The organism is Haloarcula limicola (assembly GCF_010119205.1).
GTDB lineage: Archaea > Halobacteriota > Halobacteria > Halobacteriales > Haloarculaceae > Haloarcula > Haloarcula limicola.
This window is the reverse complement of record NZ_WRXM01000001.1, coordinates 1705348-1723302: the sequence shown is the minus strand read 5'-3', so window position 1 is coordinate 1723302 and position 17955 is coordinate 1705348. Positions and strand designations below refer to the sequence as shown.

The following is a 17955-nucleotide window of genomic DNA, read 5'->3' as shown; positions in this document are numbered from 1 at the left end:
CTCACCGCGAGCGTCGGTTCACTCGCCCTGACACAGCCGGCGCGCGGTCCGCATCGCGTCGTTGGTCTCACAGACCAGCGTGAGGTGGTCGCCGCTGTCGAGCGTGAACTCGCCGTCGGGGACCCGGTCTTGTCCGTCCCGGCTCACCATCGCCACCAGCGAGCCGTCGGGGAGGTCAGCCGTGACTTCCCCGACGGGCCGGCCGACGAGCGCGTCGTTCCGCAGTTCGACTTCGAGGACGTCGCCGGTCCGGGTCGCGTCGGCGAGCCAGTGGCTCAGCGCGGGCCGCTCGATGGCGTCGTCGATGGCGTCGGCCACCGCGAAGCCGGCCGAGATCGGTTCGACGTCCAGGTCCTCGAACGCCGCGAGGTTGTCCGGCCGGTTCGCCCGCGCGACGACGTTCTCCACGTCGAACCGGGTCGCCGCGAGCTGAGCGACCAGCAGGTTCACGTCGTCGTCGGCCGTCGCGGCCACGACGACGCCGGCGCGGTCGGCGTCGGCGGCGTCGAGCGTCGCGGTGTCCGTCGCGTCGCCGTGGACCACGCGGTGGCCCTCGGCGCGCGCCCGCTCGACGGCGTCCGAGTCGCGGTCGACGAGTACGGCCTCCTCGCCGCGGGCCTCGAACCGGTCCGCGAGTTCCGTGCCGACGCGGCCGGCGCCGACGATGAGTGTGGTGGTTGGCACGATATCCAGCGCCTGCGCGAGGTGACGGGCCAGACTGGCTTGAAACATGACGGTCGCGAAGATGACCGAGAAGACGGTCCCGACCAGCACCGTCGCGGCCTCGGGGTTCGTCGGCCGCAGCTCGATGGCGAACAGCGTGGCGACGCTGGCCGGGACGATGCCGCGCGGCCCGACGAGGCCGACGAACAGCCGCTCGTTTCTCGTCATCGACCCGCCGACCGTCGAGAGGAACGCGCCGGGGAGGCGGACGAGCGCGACGACGGCGACGACGACGAGCAGCCCGCCGACGCCGAGCGCCCGCAGGTCGTCGATCGAGAGCAGCGCCGCGAGGACGACGAAGACGAACGAGAGGACGAACACCGTGACCCCGCCCTTGAACTCCGCGACCACGTCCTCGTGGGGGATGTCGGCGTTCCCGAGGACGAGACCGGCCGCGGCCGCCGCCGCGATGCCCGCCTCGGTGAGCCACGCGTTGGCGACGGCGAAGGCCGCCAGCGCCGCCGTCAGGACGACCAACCGGGCGTTCTGGGGCGCGTTGTCCCGCGAGAGCGACAGCCGACGGAGCAGGAGCGCGGCGAGTCCGCCGACCAACAGTCCGACGCCGATACCGACCGCGAGCCGGGCGACGAACGCCTCGACGACCACCAGCGGCGACGCCGCGGTGGTGACGAACTCGAAGGTCGCCACCGCGAGGATGGCCGCGATGACGTCGTTGATGATCCCCTCCGTCTCTAAGGCCGCCGCGACCCGGTCTCTGACCGGCACCACCTGCATGATGGGCGTGATGACCGTCGGCCCGGTCGCCACCAGCAGCGACCCGACCAGCATCGCTACCGGCCACGTGGTGCCGAAGACGAAGCGCACGGCGAGCGTGGTGCCGACGAGCGACACCAGCGCCCCGACGGTGACGAGCCCGAGCGCCTCCCGGGAGGCCTCTTTCACCCGCTCGGCCGTGAGGTGAAAGGCCCCCTCGAAGACGATGATGGCGACGCTGAGGCCGACGATGGTCTGCAGGCCGGCCTCGCCGAACAGCTCCGGGCGGACGACGCCGAATCCCTCCGGGCCGACCACGACGCCCGCGACGAGGAGGAACGCGACGCTCGGGACCTGCAATCGGTCGGCGACGAGCTGTGCCGTGACGCCGAGGCCGGCGACGAGGACCACGGCACCGACGAGTGACGTTGCGGCGGACACGGGTCTGGTATTGCTTCACTCTCCGCCGTGTTAAGCGGTTCCGACCGAAAGAGCCACCCCGTCGCCGGGGCAATCGTCGAGCGATGCCGACCGCAACGAACCGCGGCGTGTCGCTGCACTACGAGACCGACGGCGACGGCCCCACGGTGGCGTTCGTCGGCGACGTCGGCTACGGCGCGTGGATCTGGGGCTGGCACTACGACGCGCTCTCCGGCCCCTTCGAGACGCTGGTCTGGGACCTGCGGGGAACCGGCGACTCCGACGCGCCGGCCGGCCCCTACGACGTGGAGACGCTCGCCGCCGACCTCGAAGCGGTCCTCGCCGACCGCGGCGTCGGGCGCGTCCACCTCGTCGGCGCGGGGCTGGGCGGGATGGTCGCGCTCCGGTACGCCCACGAGTACGGCCGCGCGCGGACGCTGACGCTCTACTGCACCGCCGCGTCGGGCGGCGACGTAGACGAGGCGGCGCTCCGTTCGCTCTCGCTGGACGCGGGCGAGGAGAGTTCACTCGACGGGGCGTTCTCGCCAGCCTTCCGCGAGCGCACGTCGGCTCTCGTCGAGCGGATCACCGAGTGGCGACGCGAGGAGGACGCCGCGGGCGACGCCTTCGCGGCGCAGGCCGCGGCGATGACCGACTTCGACGCGCCGCCGCTGTACGAGATAACCCAACCGACCGAACTGTACTACGGCGTCGAGGATCCGGTGGTCCCGGCCGACGCCGCCGAGTCGCTGGCCGCGGACCTCCCGCGGGGGACCGCCGCGGCCGTCGAGGGACGGCACTGTTGCTTCGTCGAGCACTCGGCGGCCGTCACGGACCGGCTGACCGCGTTTCTGGACGAACACGCCGACCCCGAGTTTTAACCGCCGGCGCGCCGATTGAACGGTGTATGTCCCCCCGAGACGACGAGGCGGACGACGACCGGTCGTCAGGCGGCCGGAGTTCGGACGAGGACGGACCGGTCGGCTCGCCCGGCGACGAGATGGCCGAGTACGACGCCGATACTGACACCGATACGGATAGCGATACCGCCGCCGACGAGTCGGCGGTCGGCGAGACGGCGGGTCCGGGCGAGAAGTACTGCCGCTCCTGTGGCGTGGTCATCGACGCGAGCGCCAACTTCTGCCCCGACTGTGGCGCGTCACAGGGCGGCGTCGAGGGAAGCGCGGCGACCGCCGCGACCAGCGAGAAGGACCGAGTCACGGCGGGCATCTTCGCGCTCCTTCTGGGGAGTTTCGGCGTCCACCACTTCTATCTGGGTAACACGACGTTCGGCGTCCTCTATCTCTGTCTCTTCTGGACCGGGCTGCCCGGCATCGCCGGAATCGTCGAGGGGATCATCTATCTGACCAAGACCGACGAGGAGTTCCAGCGCCAGTACGTCGACCGGGACTGAGATGTCGCGCCGACGCGAACTGCGACGCGGGCTCGCCGCGACGGCCCCGTACCTTCTCTCCCATCACGCCGCCGACGAGCGCTACCGGTGTCACCGCCTGCCCGTCGCCGGACGGACGATTCTCGTCTGTGCGCGCTGTTCGGGTATCTATCCCGGCATCGCTCTCGGTGTCCTCGCCTTCCGCCTCGGCGTCGCTCCCGGCGCGTGGTTCCCCGTCGTCGCGCTCGGACCGCTCCCGGCGCTCGTCGACTGGGCGCTCACGACATTCACAGGCCATCGCGGGAGGAACACGGTCCGAACGGCCACCGGCGGGCTACTGGGTCTGGCCTACGGCCTCGCAGTCCCGTGGTTCCTGACGACGTGGCAGCCGAGACTCGCGGCCGTCGCGGTCGGGTACGGGACGCTCGCGCTGGTCGGCCTGCGGTCGGTCTCCGAATGAGCGGCAGAACTTCGGGGAGATAGAAGGCTTATCACGCTCGACAGATTGACTTGGAACGATGAGTCTGCGCATCGCGCTACTGAACGCGGCCCACGACGGCGAGGACAACCGACGGAACTTCCGCCGGGAGCTCGACGCCGACCTCGTGGAGTACGACGCCACCGAACGCGAACTACCCGACTCCTTCGCGTTCGACGCCTGCGTCGTCACGGGCTCGCGCGCGTCGGCCTACTGGGACGAGGAGTGGATCACCGCCCTCGAGGGATGGGTCAGCGATGCCATCGACCACGGACTGCCGGTGCTGGGCGTCTGTTTTGGCCACCAACTGCTCGCACAGGCCCTCGGCGGCCGCGTCGAACCGATGGACGAGTACGAGATCGGGTATCGGACTATCGACCACACCGGAGAGAGCCCGCTGCTCGACGGCGTCTCGGAGTCCTTCACCGCCTTCACCACCCACTCCGACCACGTCGCCGAACTCCCGCCGGGGGCCGAGCGGTTCGCCGAGAACGACTACGGCGTCCACGGCTTCCGGAAGGGCGACGTCTTCGCCGTCCAGTTCCACCCGGAGTACGACACCGAGACCGCCGAGTCGGTGACGAAGGGGAAGGACCTCCCCGACGAGCGGATTCAGGGCGTCTTAGACGGCATCACCGAGGAGAACTACCGGGCGGCCTGTGACACCAAGCGCCTCTTCGAGAACTTCACCGACTACGTCCGAGCCCGGCGGTCGGCCGACGCCGACGGGCAGCGGTCGCCGGCGACCTCCGACGACTGATAGGGTCGGCCCGGTGCAGGGAGTACGTTCTTGTGACCCCCGGCTGAACGCCCGTCTATGCAGGTCGGAATCGTCTCAGATACGCACGACAACACCGGGTTAGTCGACGCCGCCGTGGATACCTTCGCCGACGCCGGCGTCGAGACGGTCGTCCACTGCGGGGACTTCGTCGCCCCGTTCTCCGCGACGCCGTGGGACGGCGACTGGGAGTTCTACGCCGTCCGAGGCAACAACGACGGCGAGTGGGACCTCCAGTCGGCGGTCGAGGAGTTCGGGACCTACATGGGCGAGATGGGCGAACTGACCCTCGACGGTGCCGAGGTGGCCGTCTACCACGGGACGAGCGGTGCCATCGTGGACGCCCTCATCGAGTGTGGGACCTACGACTACGTGTTCACCGGCCACACCCACGACCGGGGGGCCGAAGAGTACGAGGGGACGACCCGAATCAACCCCGGCGGCATCGGCATCCCGCCGGCCCCCGACGACTTCTCGGTGGCGACGCTGGACACCGATACCGGCGACGTGACCTTTCACGAACTGGAGTAGACCGAACGGCGACGCGAGAATCGAAGTCGAGACCGGCGTGACTCAGTCGTCGGCGACGTTTTCGGCCCGGCGGATCTCTCCCTCGTGCTGGACGAGGCCGCGGCCGACGCCGAGGGCGTCGTTGGTGCGCTCGATGCTCTGCTCGGCGCTCGCGGTCCGCTCCGAGAGCGCGCGGACGGCGTCGATGTTCTCGGGGACCACGTCGGCCTCTTGGTGGATGGCCTGGAACAGATAGAGGTCCCGGCCCTCGACGGTGACCGATTCGGCCCAGATACAGTTCTCCCAGACGTCGCCGCGCGGGCGGCCGGCGTCGCGAGTGTACTCCTTGATCTTGCCCGCGCCGTCGATGCCGAGGGTCTCCGGGACGAGGAACAGCCGCGTCTCCCGGCCGAGGAGGTCCAGGACCTCCTCGGAAGTCGGTTCGGAGTCGAGCGTGACGTTGACGCTGTGGGTGTGCATCTGCGTCGTCGGCACTTTCATCCCCATCGTGTCGATGTCGAGGTCGGGGAAGACCGTCTGGACGTCGGGACCGTGGTGAGACGGGATCTCGACGGGGTCCGGCAGTGTGTCGTTGATCGGGCCGCGCGACGTCTGGCCGGGGTCACCGCCCCGGCGGACGAGCGTGATGCGCGCCTTCTCGACGCCGTAGCTCTCCCGGAGCGGCGCGAGCAGGCGCGAGAGTCCGGTCGTGTTGCACGAAACTACGCGAGCGGTGTCGGCACCGACCGCGGCGTCGTAGTTCGCGCGGGCGTTGAAGCTCACGTCGGCCACGTCGGGGTCCTCGCCGCCCTGGAAGATCGCGGGCGTGTCGTGTTCCTCGTACAGCGAGGCGTTGGTCGCGCCCACGCCGCCTGGCGTGGTATCGACCACGACGTCGCTGGCCTCGACCATGTCGTGGACCGTCCCGGCGGTCGTCAGTCCGGCACCGTCGAACGGGGCCTGCCCGTCTGCAGCGTAGAGGTTGTATCCGCGGTCATGTGCGATGGTAGCTTCGAAGTTCGGGGACCGTTTGGCGACGCCAGCGACAGTCATGTCCGGCTGTGTGCGCACCGCGTCGGCGACTCGCTTGCCGATGGTGCCGAAGCCGTTGATGCCCACGTGGAGCATACCCACCTGTTCTCGCGGCCGGAGTATATTCTTTGCGGTAGATAAGAAGAAGAAATTAACTCGGATAGTTGTACTCTTCTCGCCGAAAACCGTGCTATTAACCCGCACACGGCGGGGAGACGGCGGGCCACCAAGAGTTAATCCGACGGGGGACCGACCCGGTGATATGGACGACGCTTCGCTTCGCGCGCCGGCCGAGACGGCGGTCGAACAGTGCATGAACCTACGGGCCGACGAGTCCTGTGCGATCGTCACCGACGACGAGCGCGAGGCCATCGGCGAGGCGCTCTACCGCGTCGCCGGCGAGATAACCGACGACACCATCATTCTGCGCTACCCGCCGGGGAACCAACACGGCGAGGAACCGCCGGCTCCCGTCGCCGGGGCGATGAAGGCCGCCGACGTGGTGCTCGCGCCGACGACCAAGAGCCTGACCCACACCGAGGCCAGAAGCGAGGCCAACGCCGCCGGCGCTCGCGTCGCCACGCTCCCCGGCATCACGGAAGACGTCTTCCGGATGGGATTAGACGCCGACTACGAGGCCATCCGCCAGCACTGCGAGGACGTTCTCGCACAGGTCGAGGGGGCCGAGGAGATCCGCGTCACCTCGCCGCAGGGCACGGACATCACCTTCGGCGTCGGCTCGCGGGAGTGGAACCTCGATACGGGCATCGTCCACGAGCCCGGCGCGATGTCGAACCTCCCCGCGGGCGAGGTGTTTCTCGCCCCCGAGACGGCCGACGGCACCTTCGTCGTCGACGGGACGATGCGCCCGCACGGGAAACTCGACGGCCTCGAACTCTCTTTCGAGGTCGAGGACGGCTACGTCACCGACGTCAGCGACGACGAGATCCGCGGCCAGATCGAGACGGCCGCCGAGGAGGTCGGGCGGGACGCCTACAACCTCGCGGAGCTGGGCATCGGCACCAACGTCGCCGTCACCGAACTGGTCGGCTCCGTTCTCTTAGACGAGAAGGCGGGCGGTACCGTCCACATCGCCATCGGCGACGACCACGCCATCGGTGGCGACACCCACGCGCCCATCCACCTGGACGGCATCCTGACGGAACCGACCGTCTACGCGGATGGGGAAGAAGTGGACCTTCCACGTGGCGAGTAACGGCGAACGGAGTGAGCATCAGCCGAGATTCAACCCCTCGCGGCGAACCGCGTACCCGCAGACGGCCACCGTCCAGACGGCCACGCCGAGGAGGACGAGGTCGAACGGCACCGGATAACTGAGATTCCACGCCAGGACCAACCCGTGGACGGCCGCCATGAGCGCCATCGTGGCGACCGTGACGACGGCACCCGTACGCGGATCGTCGGGCGGGTCCGCGCGCATCGCGACCTCGATGAGACACAGCGTCGCGAGCATGAGTGCGGGCAACAGCGTGACTGCGACCGCCTTCGAGACGTAATTGTCGGGTGTCCCCGACGCCGAGAAGTGGATCGCTACCTTGGCCGGCAGTCGCGGGTAGAGGACGACGCCGGCGAGGGCCGTCAGGGCAATGAGGAGAGCCGAGACGGAGACAGTCCGCCTGTCGAGGCGCATGTCGTCGCGGACGCCAGCGAGGGCCTTAACCGTGCGTCTCGCTCGTGACGAGCGCGTGCCGACGACCATTTACGCCCGGCCCGTCAACGCCGACGTATGACCGACGTCACGTCCGGGGAGCGCGTCGCGCTCCCCTGTCCGGCCTGTTCGCCGGACTTGGAGACCGTCCACGAGGTGCTCAAACCCGGTGGACAGGTCACCGTCCGCTGTACCGACTGCGACCACGTCCACAAGGAACAGTTACCGGACGACGACACCGTCCAGCGCGACGTCGTCGTCTCGCAGGACGGCGAATCGTTCACCGCGCAGGTCGACGTCCCCGACGACGAGGACCTCGCCGTCGGCGAGGAGTTCCTCTTAGAGACCGAGGAGGCCGTCATGACGGTCCGAATTACCAGTCTGGAGACCGATCAAGGCCGCACCGAGGAGACCCCCGTCGACGACGTCGAGACGATCTGGTCCCGGGCCGTCGGGAACGTCGCCGTCAACGTCACGATGCACCCGAAGGACGGCCGCCACGATGAGACCGAGAGCTTCAAACTGCAGGTGCCGGGCGACTACGACTTCGTCGTCGGCGAGACCGAGCAGTTCGGCGACGAGGAGTTCACGGTCGAGGGGATCCACGTCCGCGACGACGCCCACGGCTACGACCACGAGAAGATGGACTTCGAGGGGGACAGCGCCGTGGCGAAGGACATCAACCGGCTGTACGTCCGCGACGAGTCCTCGACGGCGTGGTCGGCCTGGTAGGATGACTGGCTGGGACCGCGACCGGACGGCGCTGGTCGAACGCCTCCGCGAGGAGTACGGCCTCGACGAACGCGTCTGCTCGGCGGTCGCCGCCGTCCCGCGACATCGGTTCGTCCCCGAGCGCGTCAGAGACGGCGCATACGACGACCGCCCGCTCCCCATCGGGCAGGACCAGACCATCTCGGCCCCGCACATGGTCGCGCTCATGGCCGACCGGCTCTCGCTGGAAGCGGGCGACCGCGTCCTCGAAGTCGGGACCGGCTGTGGCTACCACGCCGCCGTCACCGCCGAACTGGTCGGCCCCGAGAACGTCTACAGCGTCGAGTATCACGACCAACTCGCCAAGGAAGCCCGCGAGACGCTCGCCGCGACAGGCTACGGCGACGTCTCGGTCCGCGCCGGCGACGGCAAACGGGGATGGCCCGACCACGCGCCCTACGACCGCGCGTACCTGACGTGTGCCGCCGGGGAGTTCCCCGACGCCGTCGTCGAGCAAGTCCGACCCGGCGGCGTGCTACTGGCTCCCATCGGGACCGGCCGGCGACAGACGCTCGTCAGCGCACGCCGCCGAGCCGACGGCTCGCTCGAACGCGAGAGCCACGGCGCGGTGCGGTTCGTCCCGCTGCAGTGACGGGCCCCGACCGGCCGACGGTGGCCGCGTCATTCATATAGCTCCGGCGGGAACCTCGGTTATGGACCCGGCGGTACTGCGCGGCGACATGGTCGACAGCCTGCAACACGAGAGCAAGGGGGTCGTCCGGAGCACGTGGCTGTCGGCGGCGATGCGGTCGGTCCCGAGAGAGGCGTTCGTCGGCGAGGAACAGGCCTACTCCGACCGCCCCTTCGAGCGACTTGGCACCCGCGTCCTCTCGCCCAGCACCGCCGCTCGCCTACTGGAGGCGCTCGACCCCGACGCCGACGACGACGTGCTGGTCGTCGGGGCCGGCGTCGGCTACACCGCCGCCGTGCTCGCCGAGCGCGTCGGCGAAGCCAACGTCCAGGCCATCGACATCACCCGACGCCTCGTCGTCGACGCCCGGACGAACCTCGCGGAGGCGGGCTACGAGGGCGTCCTCGTCGACCGCCGGGACGGAGCCGAGGGCCTGCCCGAGTACGCGCCCTACGACCGAATCCTGCTGGAGGCCGCCGCCGTCAGACCGCCGCGGGCGCTCCTCTCGCAACTGGCAGAGGACGGTCGCCTCGTGATGCCGCTTGGCACCAACGAGCAGACGCTGGCGACCGTCGATCCCGACGGTGAGACCCAGCGCCTCGGCAGCGTCGCCTTCCAGCCGATGCTGGTCGAGGGCGAGCAGGCCGACACCATCGAGCGCAACCGGACCCGCCGCGAGGACCGCGAACACGCCCGGCGGAACGCCCAGTCCCGCACCGGGTGGGAGCAGAACTGGATCGACTGGGACGGCTAGCTCTCCCTGACTACGAGTAACTCCGTGTTCGACCGACTGTCCCGATAGCTGCTGCTGGCGGGTGGTTTCACGTCGAAGACGACGGTTCCCTGTTGCTGGTTCGCGCCCAGCGACGGCGACAGCGAGAGGGTGGCGTTGCCCCCCGCTCCCGTCTCTGCCGTCCCGACGGTCGAGAGCGTAGCGGTCCCGCTCTTTGCGACGACTGTCGCGCCGGCGACCGGTGCGCCCTCCGGATCGACGACGGTGACGGTCACGTCCGTCGACCCGGGCGTCGTCACCTCCGGATGGGGCTGGACGTCGACTTCGGTCACTTGCAGCGTCTCGATCCCCGAGATGGTACTCATCATCACGCTCAGGCAGGCGACGCCGACGACCAGCGCGATGACGAGTCGTATCGGGAGTCCTTCGATGGCCCGTTCGTCCGACCACAGTGAGTCACGCATGGCACGGAATGGGCGCGTACCCCTACTTGAACCCTCGTGCAGAGGTTCAAATATGGAGGCGCGGCCAGCCCCGCTATGGTCGTCATCGGACGCGAGCGGACGACGGGACCGACGGCACACCTCGGCCACTATCGGGCGCGGGACGGGAGCCGCGGCGCGCGCGTCGAACTGGACCTCGACGCGCCCCACGCCGGCGTCGTCGTCGGCAAGCGCGGGTCGGGCAAGACGTACACGCTGGGCGTCCTCGCGGAGGGTCTCGCCGCCGCATCCGGCGTCGCACCGGTCGTCGCCGATCCGATGGGTGCGTTCGCGCCGCTGGCCGACGCCGCCGCCGACGCGACCGTCGTGCGCCCGCGCGTCCGAGCGAACGCGCTCGACCCGCGAGCGTGGTGTGCGCTGCTCGGTCTCGACCCCGAGCGCGGCCCCGGGACGCTCGTCTGGCGGGCGGCGACGGAAACGACGACGCTGACGGGGATGGCGGAGTGGGTCGAGGGCGCGGACGCTCCCGCGGAGACGCGCCGGGCGGCGGCAAACCACCTCGCGATGGCGCGCTCGTGGGACGTATTCGCCGCCGATGGAATAGCTACTGACGGACTCTGTGACGGCGGCGTCACCGTGCTCGACCTCGCGGGCGTCGACCCCGCGCCCGCGAACGCCGTGGTCGCCGCCGTCGGCGGCGCGCTCTACGATGCCCGAATCGAGAACGAGACGGGACGGCTCCCGTGGCTGCTGGTCGACGAGGCCCACGCGTTCACCGACGGCGTCGCCGAGCGAGCGCTTCGCCGGCTGTTGACTCGGGGCCGGCACCCGGGCGTCAGTTGCTGGCTGGCGACCCAGCGGCCCGGCGCGCTCCCCGCCGTCGCCCTCTCGCAGGCCGATCTGCTGATCGCCCATCGCCTGACGAGCGAGGCGGACGTCGGCGCGCTGACGGACGCTCGACCGACGTATCTGGCGGGGAACCTCGGCGAGCGATTGCCCGTGGCGACCGGTGAAGCGCTGGTCGTCGACGACGTGACCGAATCGACGCATCACGTGCAGGTACGCGAGCGACGGACGCCCCACGGGGGTGACAGTCCGAGCGCCTCGGCCGCCGGCGAGCCGTGAGACGAGGGACGGGCGTGGCTTTTACTCCCCGGGGCACGTCGGTCTCGGTATGGCAAACTACACGGTGCGCTACCGCGTGGACGGCGAGTTCGACGACACCGTCGCCGCGGTCGAAGACGAACTCGCCGAGGAGGGGTTCGGCGTCCTCTGTGACATCGACGTGCAGGCGACGCTGAAGAAGAAGCTCGACGAGGAGTTTCGACAGTATCGGATCCTCGGCGCGTGTAACCCGTCGTTGGCTCACGAGGCCTTGCAGGAGGAACTGGAACTCGGTGCGCTGTTGCCCTGTAACGTCATCGTCTACGAGCGCGACGACGGCGACGTCGGCGTGAGCGCGGTCGACCCGCAGGTGATGCTCTCGGTCGCCGACAACGACGCGCTCGACTCGATCGCCGAGGACGTCGGCGAGCGACTCACCCGCGTACTGGAGGCGCTGCCGAACGCGGAACCGGCCGAGGACTGATACGGACTCTTGTAGTCTCGTACCGGCATCGCCGGGGCCGGTACGGCGATTACCGGTAAACAGCTACAATAATCCGTACGAGCGAGCGACGCCCCCCGTTATCGCACCGCGGACCGACCGCACATCGCAACTGCCGAGTACGGCCGCCGCGAGTGGCCTCCAATGGCCGGATCACACGCCCTCTCGCGGGTCGAACCCCTGCTGCTCGTCGCTGTGGGTGGGTTCGCCGGCGCGGTACTCCGCCGTTCGGTCGCGCTCGCAGCCCCCGGAATAGCGGCTCTGGATGGGGCCGTCGTCGGAACGCTCGTCGTCAACGTCGCCGGGAGCTTCGCGCTCGGCGTCTTACTGTACGAGGCTCATCTGGCGAACGCGCTCTCCGCCGAGACCCGGCTGGTACTCGGGACCGGCTTCCTCTCCTCGTTTACGACCTACAGCACCTTCGCGGTCCAGACGAGCGGGCTCCCCCCGGCGCTGGCCGTGACCAACGTCGCCGCCAACTACGCGCTCGCCTTCGCCGGCGTCGTCCTGGGTCGTCTCGTCGCGAGGTGGCTATCGTGAATCCGCTGTTGCTCGTCGGGTTCGGCGGGATGGCCGGCGCGCTGGGTCGTCACCTCGTCGGGGCGCGCCTCGAACGGAACCGGGCGGACACGCTGGTCGTCAACGTCTGCGGGAGCGTGCTGCTCGGGGCGCTCGTCGTCGTGCCGATCACCGATTCGGTCGCTCTCGCCCTCGGAACCGGTTTCTGCGGCGCGTTCACGACGTTCTCGTCGTTCGCCTTCGAGACCGTTCGGCTGGCCGAACTCGGCCACGAGCGGGAGGCGGTGCTGTACGCGGGCGGGACGCTGGCCGTCGCGCTCGCGGGCGTCGCCGTCGGCGGATTCGTCGGCGCGGCGCTGTAGCGGCACGGCGCTGCCCCACTCCGACGCGCGACGGCGCACAGCGCTCAAGGGGCCGGGACCCGGTAGCGTGCGTATGGACCCGACGGAGCTCCGCGCGTCGATTCCCGCGCTGGACCGATGTACGTACTTCAACACGGGCGCGAGCGGCCCGAGCCCCCGCAACGTGGTCGGCGCGGCGACCGACTTCCTGGAGCGACACGCCTTCGAGGCCCCGGCCGGCGACGGTCCCTACGAGGTCGCGTTCGACGCGCTCGCCGCCGCCCGCGAGGTGGTCGGCGGTCACCTCGGTGCCCGGCCCGAAGACGTAGCGTTCACCCGGAGCACGGCAGACGGCGTCAACCTCGTCGCGGGGGCCATCGACTGGCAGCCCGGCGACGTGGTCGTCCGCACCGACTTAGAACACCCCGCCGGGACCCTCCCGTGGGACCGCCTCGCCGACACGCACGACGTGGAGGTCCGCGTCGTCGAGACCGACGGCGGACGACTCGACGTCGAGGACGTGAAAGCCGCCGTCGACGAAGACGTTCGCCTGGTCTTCCTCAGTTCGCTGACGTGGAGCCACGGCACGCGACTGCCCGTCTCCGAGGTGGTCGAGGTCGCCCACGACGCGGGGGCACAGGTGCTCGTCGACGCCGTCCAGTCGGTCGGCCAGCACCCCGTCGACGTGACCGACTGGGGTGCGGACTTCGTGGCGACGGCGGGCCACAAGTGGTTGCTCGGCGTCTGGGGCGCGGGGATGCTGTACGTCGACCCGGACGCTCACGACCGCCTCCGACAGACCCGCATCGGCTATCGGAGCGTCGAGGACCCGAGCGCCGAGGCGTACGCCTACCACGGGGGCGCGCGGCGGTTCGAGGTCGGGACCACGTCGCCGGCTCCCTACGTCGCCCTCGCGGAGGCGATCGAGACCATCGAGGGAATCGGTCTCGACACCGTCGAGGATCGGGTCGAACGCCTGACTGGTCGCCTGAAAGACGGTCTGGGCGACCGACTGCTGAGTCCCCGCGGCTACGAGTCCGGACTGGTCACGTTCGCCGCCGACGACCCCGAGGCGACCGCCGAGCGACTCGCGCGGGAGGGGATCGTCGTCCGACACATCCCCTATCCCGAGGCCGTCCGGGCGTCGGTCCACGCGTTCAACACCGAGGACGACGTGGACGAACTGCTCGACGCGCTGTAGCCCGTGGATTGATTGACGCGCCGACCGTTCTCTCGCGTATGGACGAACGCGGCGTCGTCACCGCCTTCCTCCGCGACGACGGCGAGGTGCTCCTGTTTCGCCGGAGCGACGAAGTCGGTTCCTACACCGGGTGCTGGGGCGGCGTCTCGGGGTACGTGGCCGACGACGAGGGAAACGACCGGCCGCCGGAGGCTGCCGTCCGCGCCGAGATACGCGAGGAAGCGGGTCTGGAGGAGTCGGTCGCGCTCGTCCGGTCGGGCGAGCCGTTTCCGGTCGAAGACGAGGAGCGCGGAACCCGGTGGCAGGTCCATCCGTTCCTCTTCGATTGCGACTCGTGCGCGGTGACGCCGAACGAGGAGGTCGCCGAGACGGCGTGGGTCCACCCGCCCGAGATACTGCGCCGCGAGATGGTGCCGCGTCTGTGGACGGCATACGATCGGGTTCGCCCCCGCGTGGCGACGGTTCGAGACGACCACAGCCACGGATCGGCGTGGCTCTCGCTGCGGGCGCTGGAGGTGCTGCGCGACGAGGCGGCGCTCGCCGGAGACGGCCGACGCGACGAACTGGAGGCGAGCGAACGGAGCGGCGACGACTGGATCGCCCTCGCTGAACTGGCGCGGACGCTGCGCGACGCCCGGCCGTCGATGGTGGTCGTCGGGAACCGCGTCGACCGGGCGATGTCCGAGGCGAGCGAGGAACGGACGCCGGAGGCGATCGAGATGGCGGCCCGCGAGGGGCTCGACCGCGCCGTCGCCGCCGACCGCGAGGCCGCCAAGCGCGCCGCCGAACGGCTGCCCGACCGGGTGGCGACGCTCTCGCGGTCGGGGACGGTCACCGCGGCCGTCGAGGAAGCGACTCCCGACGCTGTGTTGGTCGCCGAGTCCCGGCCCGGCCGCGAGGGGGTCGCTGTCGCCGAGTCGCTGACCGACACTGCCGACGTGACGCTGACGACGGACGCCGCCCTCGCCTTCGAACTCGCCGAGTGGGACGCCGAGGCCCTACTCGTGGGAACCGACCGCGTTCTGCCGGACGGCCGCGTCGTGAACAAGGTCGGCACCCGTGCGGCGGCGCTCGGTGCGAACGCGGCGGGTATCGACTGTCTCGTCGTCGCGGCGAGCGACAAGGTCGCGCCGACCGCCGACTACGACCTCGAACCCCGCGACGCGACCGAGGTGTACGACGGCGAGGCGGACCTCTCGGTGTCGAACCCGACTTTCGACGTGACGCCCGCCGACGCGGTCGACCGCGTCGTGACTGAACGGGGGGCGCTCGACGCCGACGCCGTCCGCTCCGTGGCCGCCGTCCACCGAAAACGGAGCGAGTGGGCCGACGAGTGACTCACTCGTAGCGGGCCATCGCCCGCACCGGCGCGCCGTCGCCGTCGGCGATTTTGAGGGGAACGGCGAGCAGTTCGAACCGCTCGGGAAGCCCCGCGAGATTCGTCAGGTTCTCGACGATGAGGCGGTCGGCCTCCAGCAGTTCGTGGTGGGCCTGAAACCCCGAGGGTTCGTCCTCACCTGCCCTGTCGGTCGGCGTCGGATCGACGTTGAGGGCGTCGATCGCTACGTCGTAGCCGTGCTCGACGCAGTGTCGAGCGGCGGCAGGCGTCAGAAACGGGTGGTCGAAGTAGTGCTCCTCACCCCAATGGGCGTCCCAGCCGGTGTGAAGTACCACCGCTTCAGCGTCGACCGTCGGCAGGTCCGCCGGGCGGACGCGAGCGCGGGGGTCCCGGCCCCGCAGGTCCACCCGAACCGCGTCGCGGACGAACCGCGAGACGGGAAACTCGTCCACGTCGCGTCCCTCGGCTTCCGTGTGGCTCGGCGCGTCGACGTGCGTTCCGGTGTGGGTCCCACAGGAGAGCGCGGCGACCCGGTAACCGTCCTCGGCGTGGGTCGCGTGCGGTTCGACCGAGGCGGGCGGATCGTCCGGGAACACCGGCATCCCCGAGCGGATCGGCTGCGAGAGGTCGGCGTAGGGCATGGCGGCGATAGGGGCGGACGGTCGTAAACGTGTGGTGCTCGCCGCACGGGTTCGAGGAACTTCACTCCGTTCCGTTCCTCGCTGCTGCTCGCGGCTTCGCCGCTCGCTATTCGAGGTTCTTCCCTGCGGTCAGAACCTCGCTACTTCTCGTCCAGCACGACCGGCACGCCCGCCTCGGCCACGTCGGCGGCGAACTCGCGGGAGTCGGCTTCGAGGTTCGAGAACGTGTTGTAGTGGACCGGGAGGACCAATCGCGGTTCGATGGTCGCCGCGAGCGCCGCGGCCTCGCGGCGGTCCATCGTCGCCCGCGGACCGATCGGCGGGCAGAACAGCGAGGTATCGAGCGTCCGGTGACCCGGCAGCACGTCGGAGTCGCCGGGATAGTAGACGCGGGTCCCGTCCACTTTGACCATGAACCCGCAGCCGAATCCCTCGGGGTGGTACGGCGTGCCGTCCGGGAGCGTGTGCGGGCCGTCCGGTTCGTTGTGTGCGGGCGTCGTCCAGATGGGAACGTCGCCGACGGTAATCTGCTCTTTCGCGCCCACCTGCCGGACTTCGTAGGGGAGGTCTACAATGGGTGGGAGGTCCCGTTCCACGTCCCGGCCGTCGATACCTTCGAAGGCGACTATCGTCGTCTCCTCGTTCGCCACCCGTTCGATGCCGTCGGGGTCGTAGTGGTGGACGTGGGTGACACAGACGACGTCGGCGTCCTCCGCCCGGTAGTCGGTCGCCGGCGGATGGCCGACGTCGTCCTCGTGGGGTTCCCACTCGCCGGTCAGGATACCGTAGCGACCCGGATCGGTGTAGACCACGCTGTCGCCGCCGGCGATGCGGAGCGTGGCGTACCCGAGCCAATCGACGGTCAGTCCCTCGTGGCGAACGGTCATCGTCGGAGAGTGGGCGACGAGACAGATAAATCGGCGGTTTCGAGCGAGCGCGACGATAGCGCCGAGCGCCGCGGGCTACTCCGCGAGCGGTCCGTCGAGGGCGTCCTCGGCCGAGGGCGCGCCGAGTTCGCCCGTTCGAATCGCGGTCCGGAGGGCGAGTTCGGCGACGTTGCCGCCGTGTTCGGCGGTCCGAGCGACGCTGTCGAGGACGCGCGTCAGGCGATACGCCGCCGCTTCGGATTCGAACAGGCGGCGGTCGAGCGCCTCCACGTCGTCTCGGAGGGCGTCACGAGCGTGGAGCGCTGCTCGGGCCGCGGTCACGTCGGCGTCACCGACGGCGGCGCGGACGGCGTCTTCGACGATCCCGCGAGCCGTCTCGGCGAGCGACGCCACCTCTTCGGCCGTCTCGTCGTCGACGGCCTCGACGTCCATGGCCTCGGCGGTGGCGGCGATGCGTTCGGCGTGGTCGGCGACGCGTTCCAACTCGCGGGCGGTCGTCCAGCAGACGAACAACTCCGAACGAGTGAGACCCAGCGCGTCCACCTCATCGAGTCGGACGAGCGCGCGCTGGAAGTAGCGGTCTATCATCGCGTAGAGGCGGTCGGCCCGGTCGTCCCGGTCGGCGTCCCCCGCCGCGACCGCCGGATCGGTCAGGGCCGCCGTCGCGTCTCGGTGCATCGACAGCGCGACGAACCGGAGTTGTCGGACCGACTGCTGTATCGACACCTCCGAGGCGTCGAGGAGGGTCCGGACCGTCACCGTCGTCGCCGTCGACTCGGTGACGGTGACGCCGGAGAGGGTCCGCGCGACCTGTTCGACCGCGCGGCGCCGGTCGTCGTCGAACCCGTCGGGGGCTTCGAACGTGAGCGCTTCGACCCCCGCGGCGTAGGCCGCGCGGAGGGCGCGCTCGATACACGCCGGACCGGCGTGTGGCACCGAGAGCGCGACGTGACCGGTCGTCTCCGCGTCCCGTTCCTGTGCCTGGACGACGAGGACGCCGTCGATGTGGGTGTGGAGGTCGACGACGGATCCGGGCTCGATGTCGGCCGTCTCGGCCCACTCTTTGGGGAGCGAGACGGTGTAGGTCCCGCCGCCGACCTGCTGTATCTTGCGTGTTTCCATCGGT

Annotated in this window: 22 protein-coding genes; 15 read left to right on the top strand and 7 right to left on the bottom strand. The window is 70.0% G+C overall.

The features are described 5' to 3' along the window. Window positions 1–18 precede the first annotated feature (18 nt). Window positions 19–1878, bottom strand: coding sequence for a cation:proton antiporter domain-containing protein (locus GO488_RS08880; RefSeq protein ID WP_162317399.1), 1860 nt, complete (start codon window positions 1876–1878; stop codon window positions 19–21). Between the two features lie 83 nt (window positions 1879–1961). Between GO488_RS08880 and GO488_RS08875 the strand changes: the two genes are divergently transcribed. The 5 genes from GO488_RS08875 to GO488_RS08855 are packed head-to-tail and all read left to right on the top strand — an operon-like array spanning window position 1962 to window position 5037. Further along, window positions 1962–2738, top strand: coding sequence for an alpha/beta fold hydrolase (locus GO488_RS08875; RefSeq protein WP_162317398.1), 777 nt, complete (start codon window positions 1962–1964; stop codon window positions 2736–2738). Window positions 2739–2764: 26 nt separating this feature from the next. Next, on the top strand, window positions 2765–3271 hold the full coding sequence (locus tag GO488_RS08870; RefSeq protein ID WP_206674391.1) for an NINE protein: 507 nt from the start codon (window positions 2765–2767) through the stop codon (window positions 3269–3271). A 1-nt stretch (window position 3272) separates the two neighbouring features. After that, complete coding sequence (locus GO488_RS08865; RefSeq protein ID WP_162317397.1) at window positions 3273–3710, top strand: DUF2085 domain-containing protein; 438 nt, start codon at window positions 3273–3275, stop codon at window positions 3708–3710. Between the two features lie 58 nt (window positions 3711–3768). Continuing rightward, on the top strand, window positions 3769–4488 hold the full coding sequence (locus tag GO488_RS08860) for a type 1 glutamine amidotransferase (RefSeq protein ID WP_162317396.1): 720 nt from the start codon (window positions 3769–3771) through the stop codon (window positions 4486–4488). A gap of 57 nt (window positions 4489–4545) precedes the next feature. Continuing rightward, on the top strand, window positions 4546–5037 hold the full coding sequence (locus GO488_RS08855) for a metallophosphoesterase (protein WP_162317395.1): 492 nt from the start codon (window positions 4546–4548) through the stop codon (window positions 5035–5037). A gap of 42 nt (window positions 5038–5079) precedes the next feature. Here the strand turns inward: GO488_RS08855 and GO488_RS08850 are convergent, their stop codons facing one another. Then, window positions 5080–6144, bottom strand: a complete 1065-nt coding sequence (locus GO488_RS08850) for a type II glyceraldehyde-3-phosphate dehydrogenase (protein ID WP_162317394.1) — start codon at window positions 6142–6144, stop codon at window positions 5080–5082. Between the two features lie 166 nt (window positions 6145–6310). Here GO488_RS08850 and GO488_RS08845 point away from each other — a divergent pair, with 166 nt between their 5' ends. Then, entirely contained in the window at window positions 6311–7264 is a 954-nt protein-coding gene (locus tag GO488_RS08845) for an aminopeptidase (RefSeq protein ID WP_162317393.1), read from the top strand. An 18-nt stretch (window positions 7265–7282) separates the two neighbouring features. Here the strand turns inward: GO488_RS08845 and GO488_RS08840 are convergent, their stop codons facing one another. Continuing rightward, window positions 7283–7699 carry a DUF1648 domain-containing protein gene (locus tag GO488_RS08840; protein ID WP_162317392.1) on the bottom strand — a complete coding sequence of 139 codons (417 nt, stop codon included), beginning with the start codon at window positions 7697–7699 and terminating at the stop codon, window positions 7283–7285. Window positions 7700–7795: 96 nt separating this feature from the next. Between GO488_RS08840 and GO488_RS08835 the strand changes: the two genes are divergently transcribed. From GO488_RS08835 to GO488_RS08825, 3 genes are all read left to right on the top strand, one after another. Beyond that, window positions 7796–8449 (top strand): HVO_0476 family zinc finger protein, encoded by a 654-nt coding sequence (locus GO488_RS08835; protein ID WP_162317391.1) that lies wholly within the window; start codon window positions 7796–7798, stop codon window positions 8447–8449. Window position 8450: 1 nt separating this feature from the next. After that, on the top strand, window positions 8451–9080 hold the full coding sequence (locus GO488_RS08830; protein WP_162317390.1) for a protein-L-isoaspartate(D-aspartate) O-methyltransferase: 630 nt from the start codon (window positions 8451–8453) through the stop codon (window positions 9078–9080). A 61-nt stretch (window positions 9081–9141) separates the two neighbouring features. Continuing rightward, complete coding sequence (locus GO488_RS08825) at window positions 9142–9873, top strand: protein-L-isoaspartate O-methyltransferase family protein (protein ID WP_162317389.1); 732 nt, start codon at window positions 9142–9144, stop codon at window positions 9871–9873. On the opposite strand, the gene GO488_RS08820 is transcribed toward GO488_RS08825, so the two are convergent. Then, complete coding sequence (locus tag GO488_RS08820; protein WP_162317388.1) at window positions 9870–10316, bottom strand: DUF7382 domain-containing protein; 447 nt, start codon at window positions 10314–10316, stop codon at window positions 9870–9872. The genes GO488_RS08825 and GO488_RS08820 overlap by 4 nt on opposite strands. Before the next feature lie 75 nt (window positions 10317–10391). Here GO488_RS08820 and GO488_RS08815 point away from each other — a divergent pair, with 75 nt between their 5' ends. From GO488_RS08815 to GO488_RS08790, 6 genes are all read left to right on the top strand, one after another. Further along, window positions 10392–11420, top strand: a complete 1029-nt coding sequence (locus GO488_RS08815) for an ATP-binding protein (protein ID WP_162317387.1) — start codon at window positions 10392–10394, stop codon at window positions 11418–11420. 49 nt (window positions 11421–11469) lie between these two features. Beyond that, a complete protein-coding gene (locus GO488_RS08810; protein ID WP_162317386.1) occupies window positions 11470–11883 on the top strand; it encodes a DUF302 domain-containing protein in 414 nt (137 codons plus the stop codon). Window positions 11884–12045: 162 nt separating this feature from the next. Next, window positions 12046–12441 carry a CrcB family protein gene (locus tag GO488_RS08805; RefSeq protein WP_162317385.1) on the top strand — a complete coding sequence of 132 codons (396 nt, stop codon included), beginning with the start codon at window positions 12046–12048 and terminating at the stop codon, window positions 12439–12441. Then, entirely contained in the window at window positions 12438–12782 is a 345-nt protein-coding gene (locus tag GO488_RS08800) for a fluoride efflux transporter FluC (protein WP_206674390.1), read from the top strand. The genes GO488_RS08805 and GO488_RS08800 overlap by 4 nt, the downstream gene beginning before the upstream one ends. A 73-nt stretch (window positions 12783–12855) precedes the next feature. Beyond that, window positions 12856–13962: an aminotransferase class V-fold PLP-dependent enzyme gene (locus GO488_RS08795; RefSeq protein WP_162317383.1), complete on the top strand. Its 1107-nt coding sequence runs from the start codon at window positions 12856–12858 to the stop codon at window positions 13960–13962. A gap of 38 nt (window positions 13963–14000) precedes the next feature. Further along, window positions 14001–15299: an eIF2B alpha/beta/delta subunit family protein gene (locus GO488_RS08790; protein WP_162317382.1), complete on the top strand. Its 1299-nt coding sequence runs from the start codon at window positions 14001–14003 to the stop codon at window positions 15297–15299. Between the two features lies 1 nt (window position 15300). Here the strand turns inward: GO488_RS08790 and GO488_RS08785 are convergent, their stop codons facing one another. The 3 genes from GO488_RS08785 to GO488_RS08775 form a co-directional block, all read right to left on the bottom strand. After that, window positions 15301–15942 (bottom strand): cyclase family protein, encoded by a 642-nt coding sequence (locus GO488_RS08785; protein ID WP_162317381.1) that lies wholly within the window; start codon window positions 15940–15942, stop codon window positions 15301–15303. Between the two features lie 140 nt (window positions 15943–16082). Next, complete coding sequence (locus GO488_RS08780) at window positions 16083–16829, bottom strand: MBL fold metallo-hydrolase (RefSeq protein ID WP_162317380.1); 747 nt, start codon at window positions 16827–16829, stop codon at window positions 16083–16085. Window positions 16830–16904: 75 nt separating this feature from the next. After that, window positions 16905–17951: a phosphate signaling complex PhoU family protein gene (locus tag GO488_RS08775; protein WP_162317379.1), complete on the bottom strand. Its 1047-nt coding sequence runs from the start codon at window positions 17949–17951 to the stop codon at window positions 16905–16907. Between the last annotated feature and the right edge of the window lie 4 nt (window positions 17952–17955).

Excerpts from the sequence above, each read along its gene's own strand:
- GO488_RS08775 (WP_162317379.1), bottom strand. The coding sequence starts at position 17,951 with ATGGAAACACGCAAGATACAGCAGGTCGGCGGCGGGACCTACACCGTC.
- GO488_RS08865 (WP_162317397.1), top strand. The coding sequence starts at position 3,273 with ATGTCGCGCCGACGCGAACTGCGACGCGGGCTCGCCGCGACGGCCCCG.
- GO488_RS08840 (WP_162317392.1), bottom strand. The coding sequence starts at position 7,699 with ATGCGCCTCGACAGGCGGACTGTCTCCGTCTCGGCTCTCCTCATTGCC.
- GO488_RS08810 (WP_162317386.1), top strand. The coding sequence starts at position 11,470 with ATGGCAAACTACACGGTGCGCTACCGCGTGGACGGCGAGTTCGACGAC.
- GO488_RS08835 (WP_162317391.1), top strand. The coding sequence starts at position 7,796 with ATGACCGACGTCACGTCCGGGGAGCGCGTCGCGCTCCCCTGTCCGGCC.
- GO488_RS08825 (WP_162317389.1), top strand. The coding sequence starts at position 9,142 with ATGGACCCGGCGGTACTGCGCGGCGACATGGTCGACAGCCTGCAACAC.
- GO488_RS08790 (WP_162317382.1), top strand. The coding sequence starts at position 14,001 with ATGGACGAACGCGGCGTCGTCACCGCCTTCCTCCGCGACGACGGCGAG.
- GO488_RS08855 (WP_162317395.1), top strand. The coding sequence starts at position 4,546 with ATGCAGGTCGGAATCGTCTCAGATACGCACGACAACACCGGGTTAGTC.
- GO488_RS08830 (WP_162317390.1), top strand. The coding sequence starts at position 8,451 with ATGACTGGCTGGGACCGCGACCGGACGGCGCTGGTCGAACGCCTCCGC.
- GO488_RS08805 (WP_162317385.1), top strand. The coding sequence starts at position 12,046 with ATGGCCGGATCACACGCCCTCTCGCGGGTCGAACCCCTGCTGCTCGTC.
- GO488_RS08820 (WP_162317388.1), bottom strand. The coding sequence starts at position 10,316 with ATGCGTGACTCACTGTGGTCGGACGAACGGGCCATCGAAGGACTCCCG.
- GO488_RS08870 (WP_206674391.1), top strand. The coding sequence starts at position 2,765 with ATGTCCCCCCGAGACGACGAGGCGGACGACGACCGGTCGTCAGGCGGC.
- GO488_RS08785 (WP_162317381.1), bottom strand. The coding sequence starts at position 15,942 with ATGCCCTACGCCGACCTCTCGCAGCCGATCCGCTCGGGGATGCCGGTG.
- GO488_RS08780 (WP_162317380.1), bottom strand. The coding sequence starts at position 16,829 with ATGACCGTTCGCCACGAGGGACTGACCGTCGATTGGCTCGGGTACGCC.
- GO488_RS08815 (WP_162317387.1), top strand. The coding sequence starts at position 10,392 with ATGGTCGTCATCGGACGCGAGCGGACGACGGGACCGACGGCACACCTC.
- GO488_RS08860 (WP_162317396.1), top strand. The coding sequence starts at position 3,769 with ATGAGTCTGCGCATCGCGCTACTGAACGCGGCCCACGACGGCGAGGAC.
- GO488_RS08795 (WP_162317383.1), top strand. The coding sequence starts at position 12,856 with ATGGACCCGACGGAGCTCCGCGCGTCGATTCCCGCGCTGGACCGATGT.
- GO488_RS08845 (WP_162317393.1), top strand. The coding sequence starts at position 6,311 with ATGGACGACGCTTCGCTTCGCGCGCCGGCCGAGACGGCGGTCGAACAG.
- GO488_RS08850 (WP_162317394.1), bottom strand. The coding sequence starts at position 6,144 with ATGCTCCACGTGGGCATCAACGGCTTCGGCACCATCGGCAAGCGAGTC.
- GO488_RS08875 (WP_162317398.1), top strand. The coding sequence starts at position 1,962 with ATGCCGACCGCAACGAACCGCGGCGTGTCGCTGCACTACGAGACCGAC.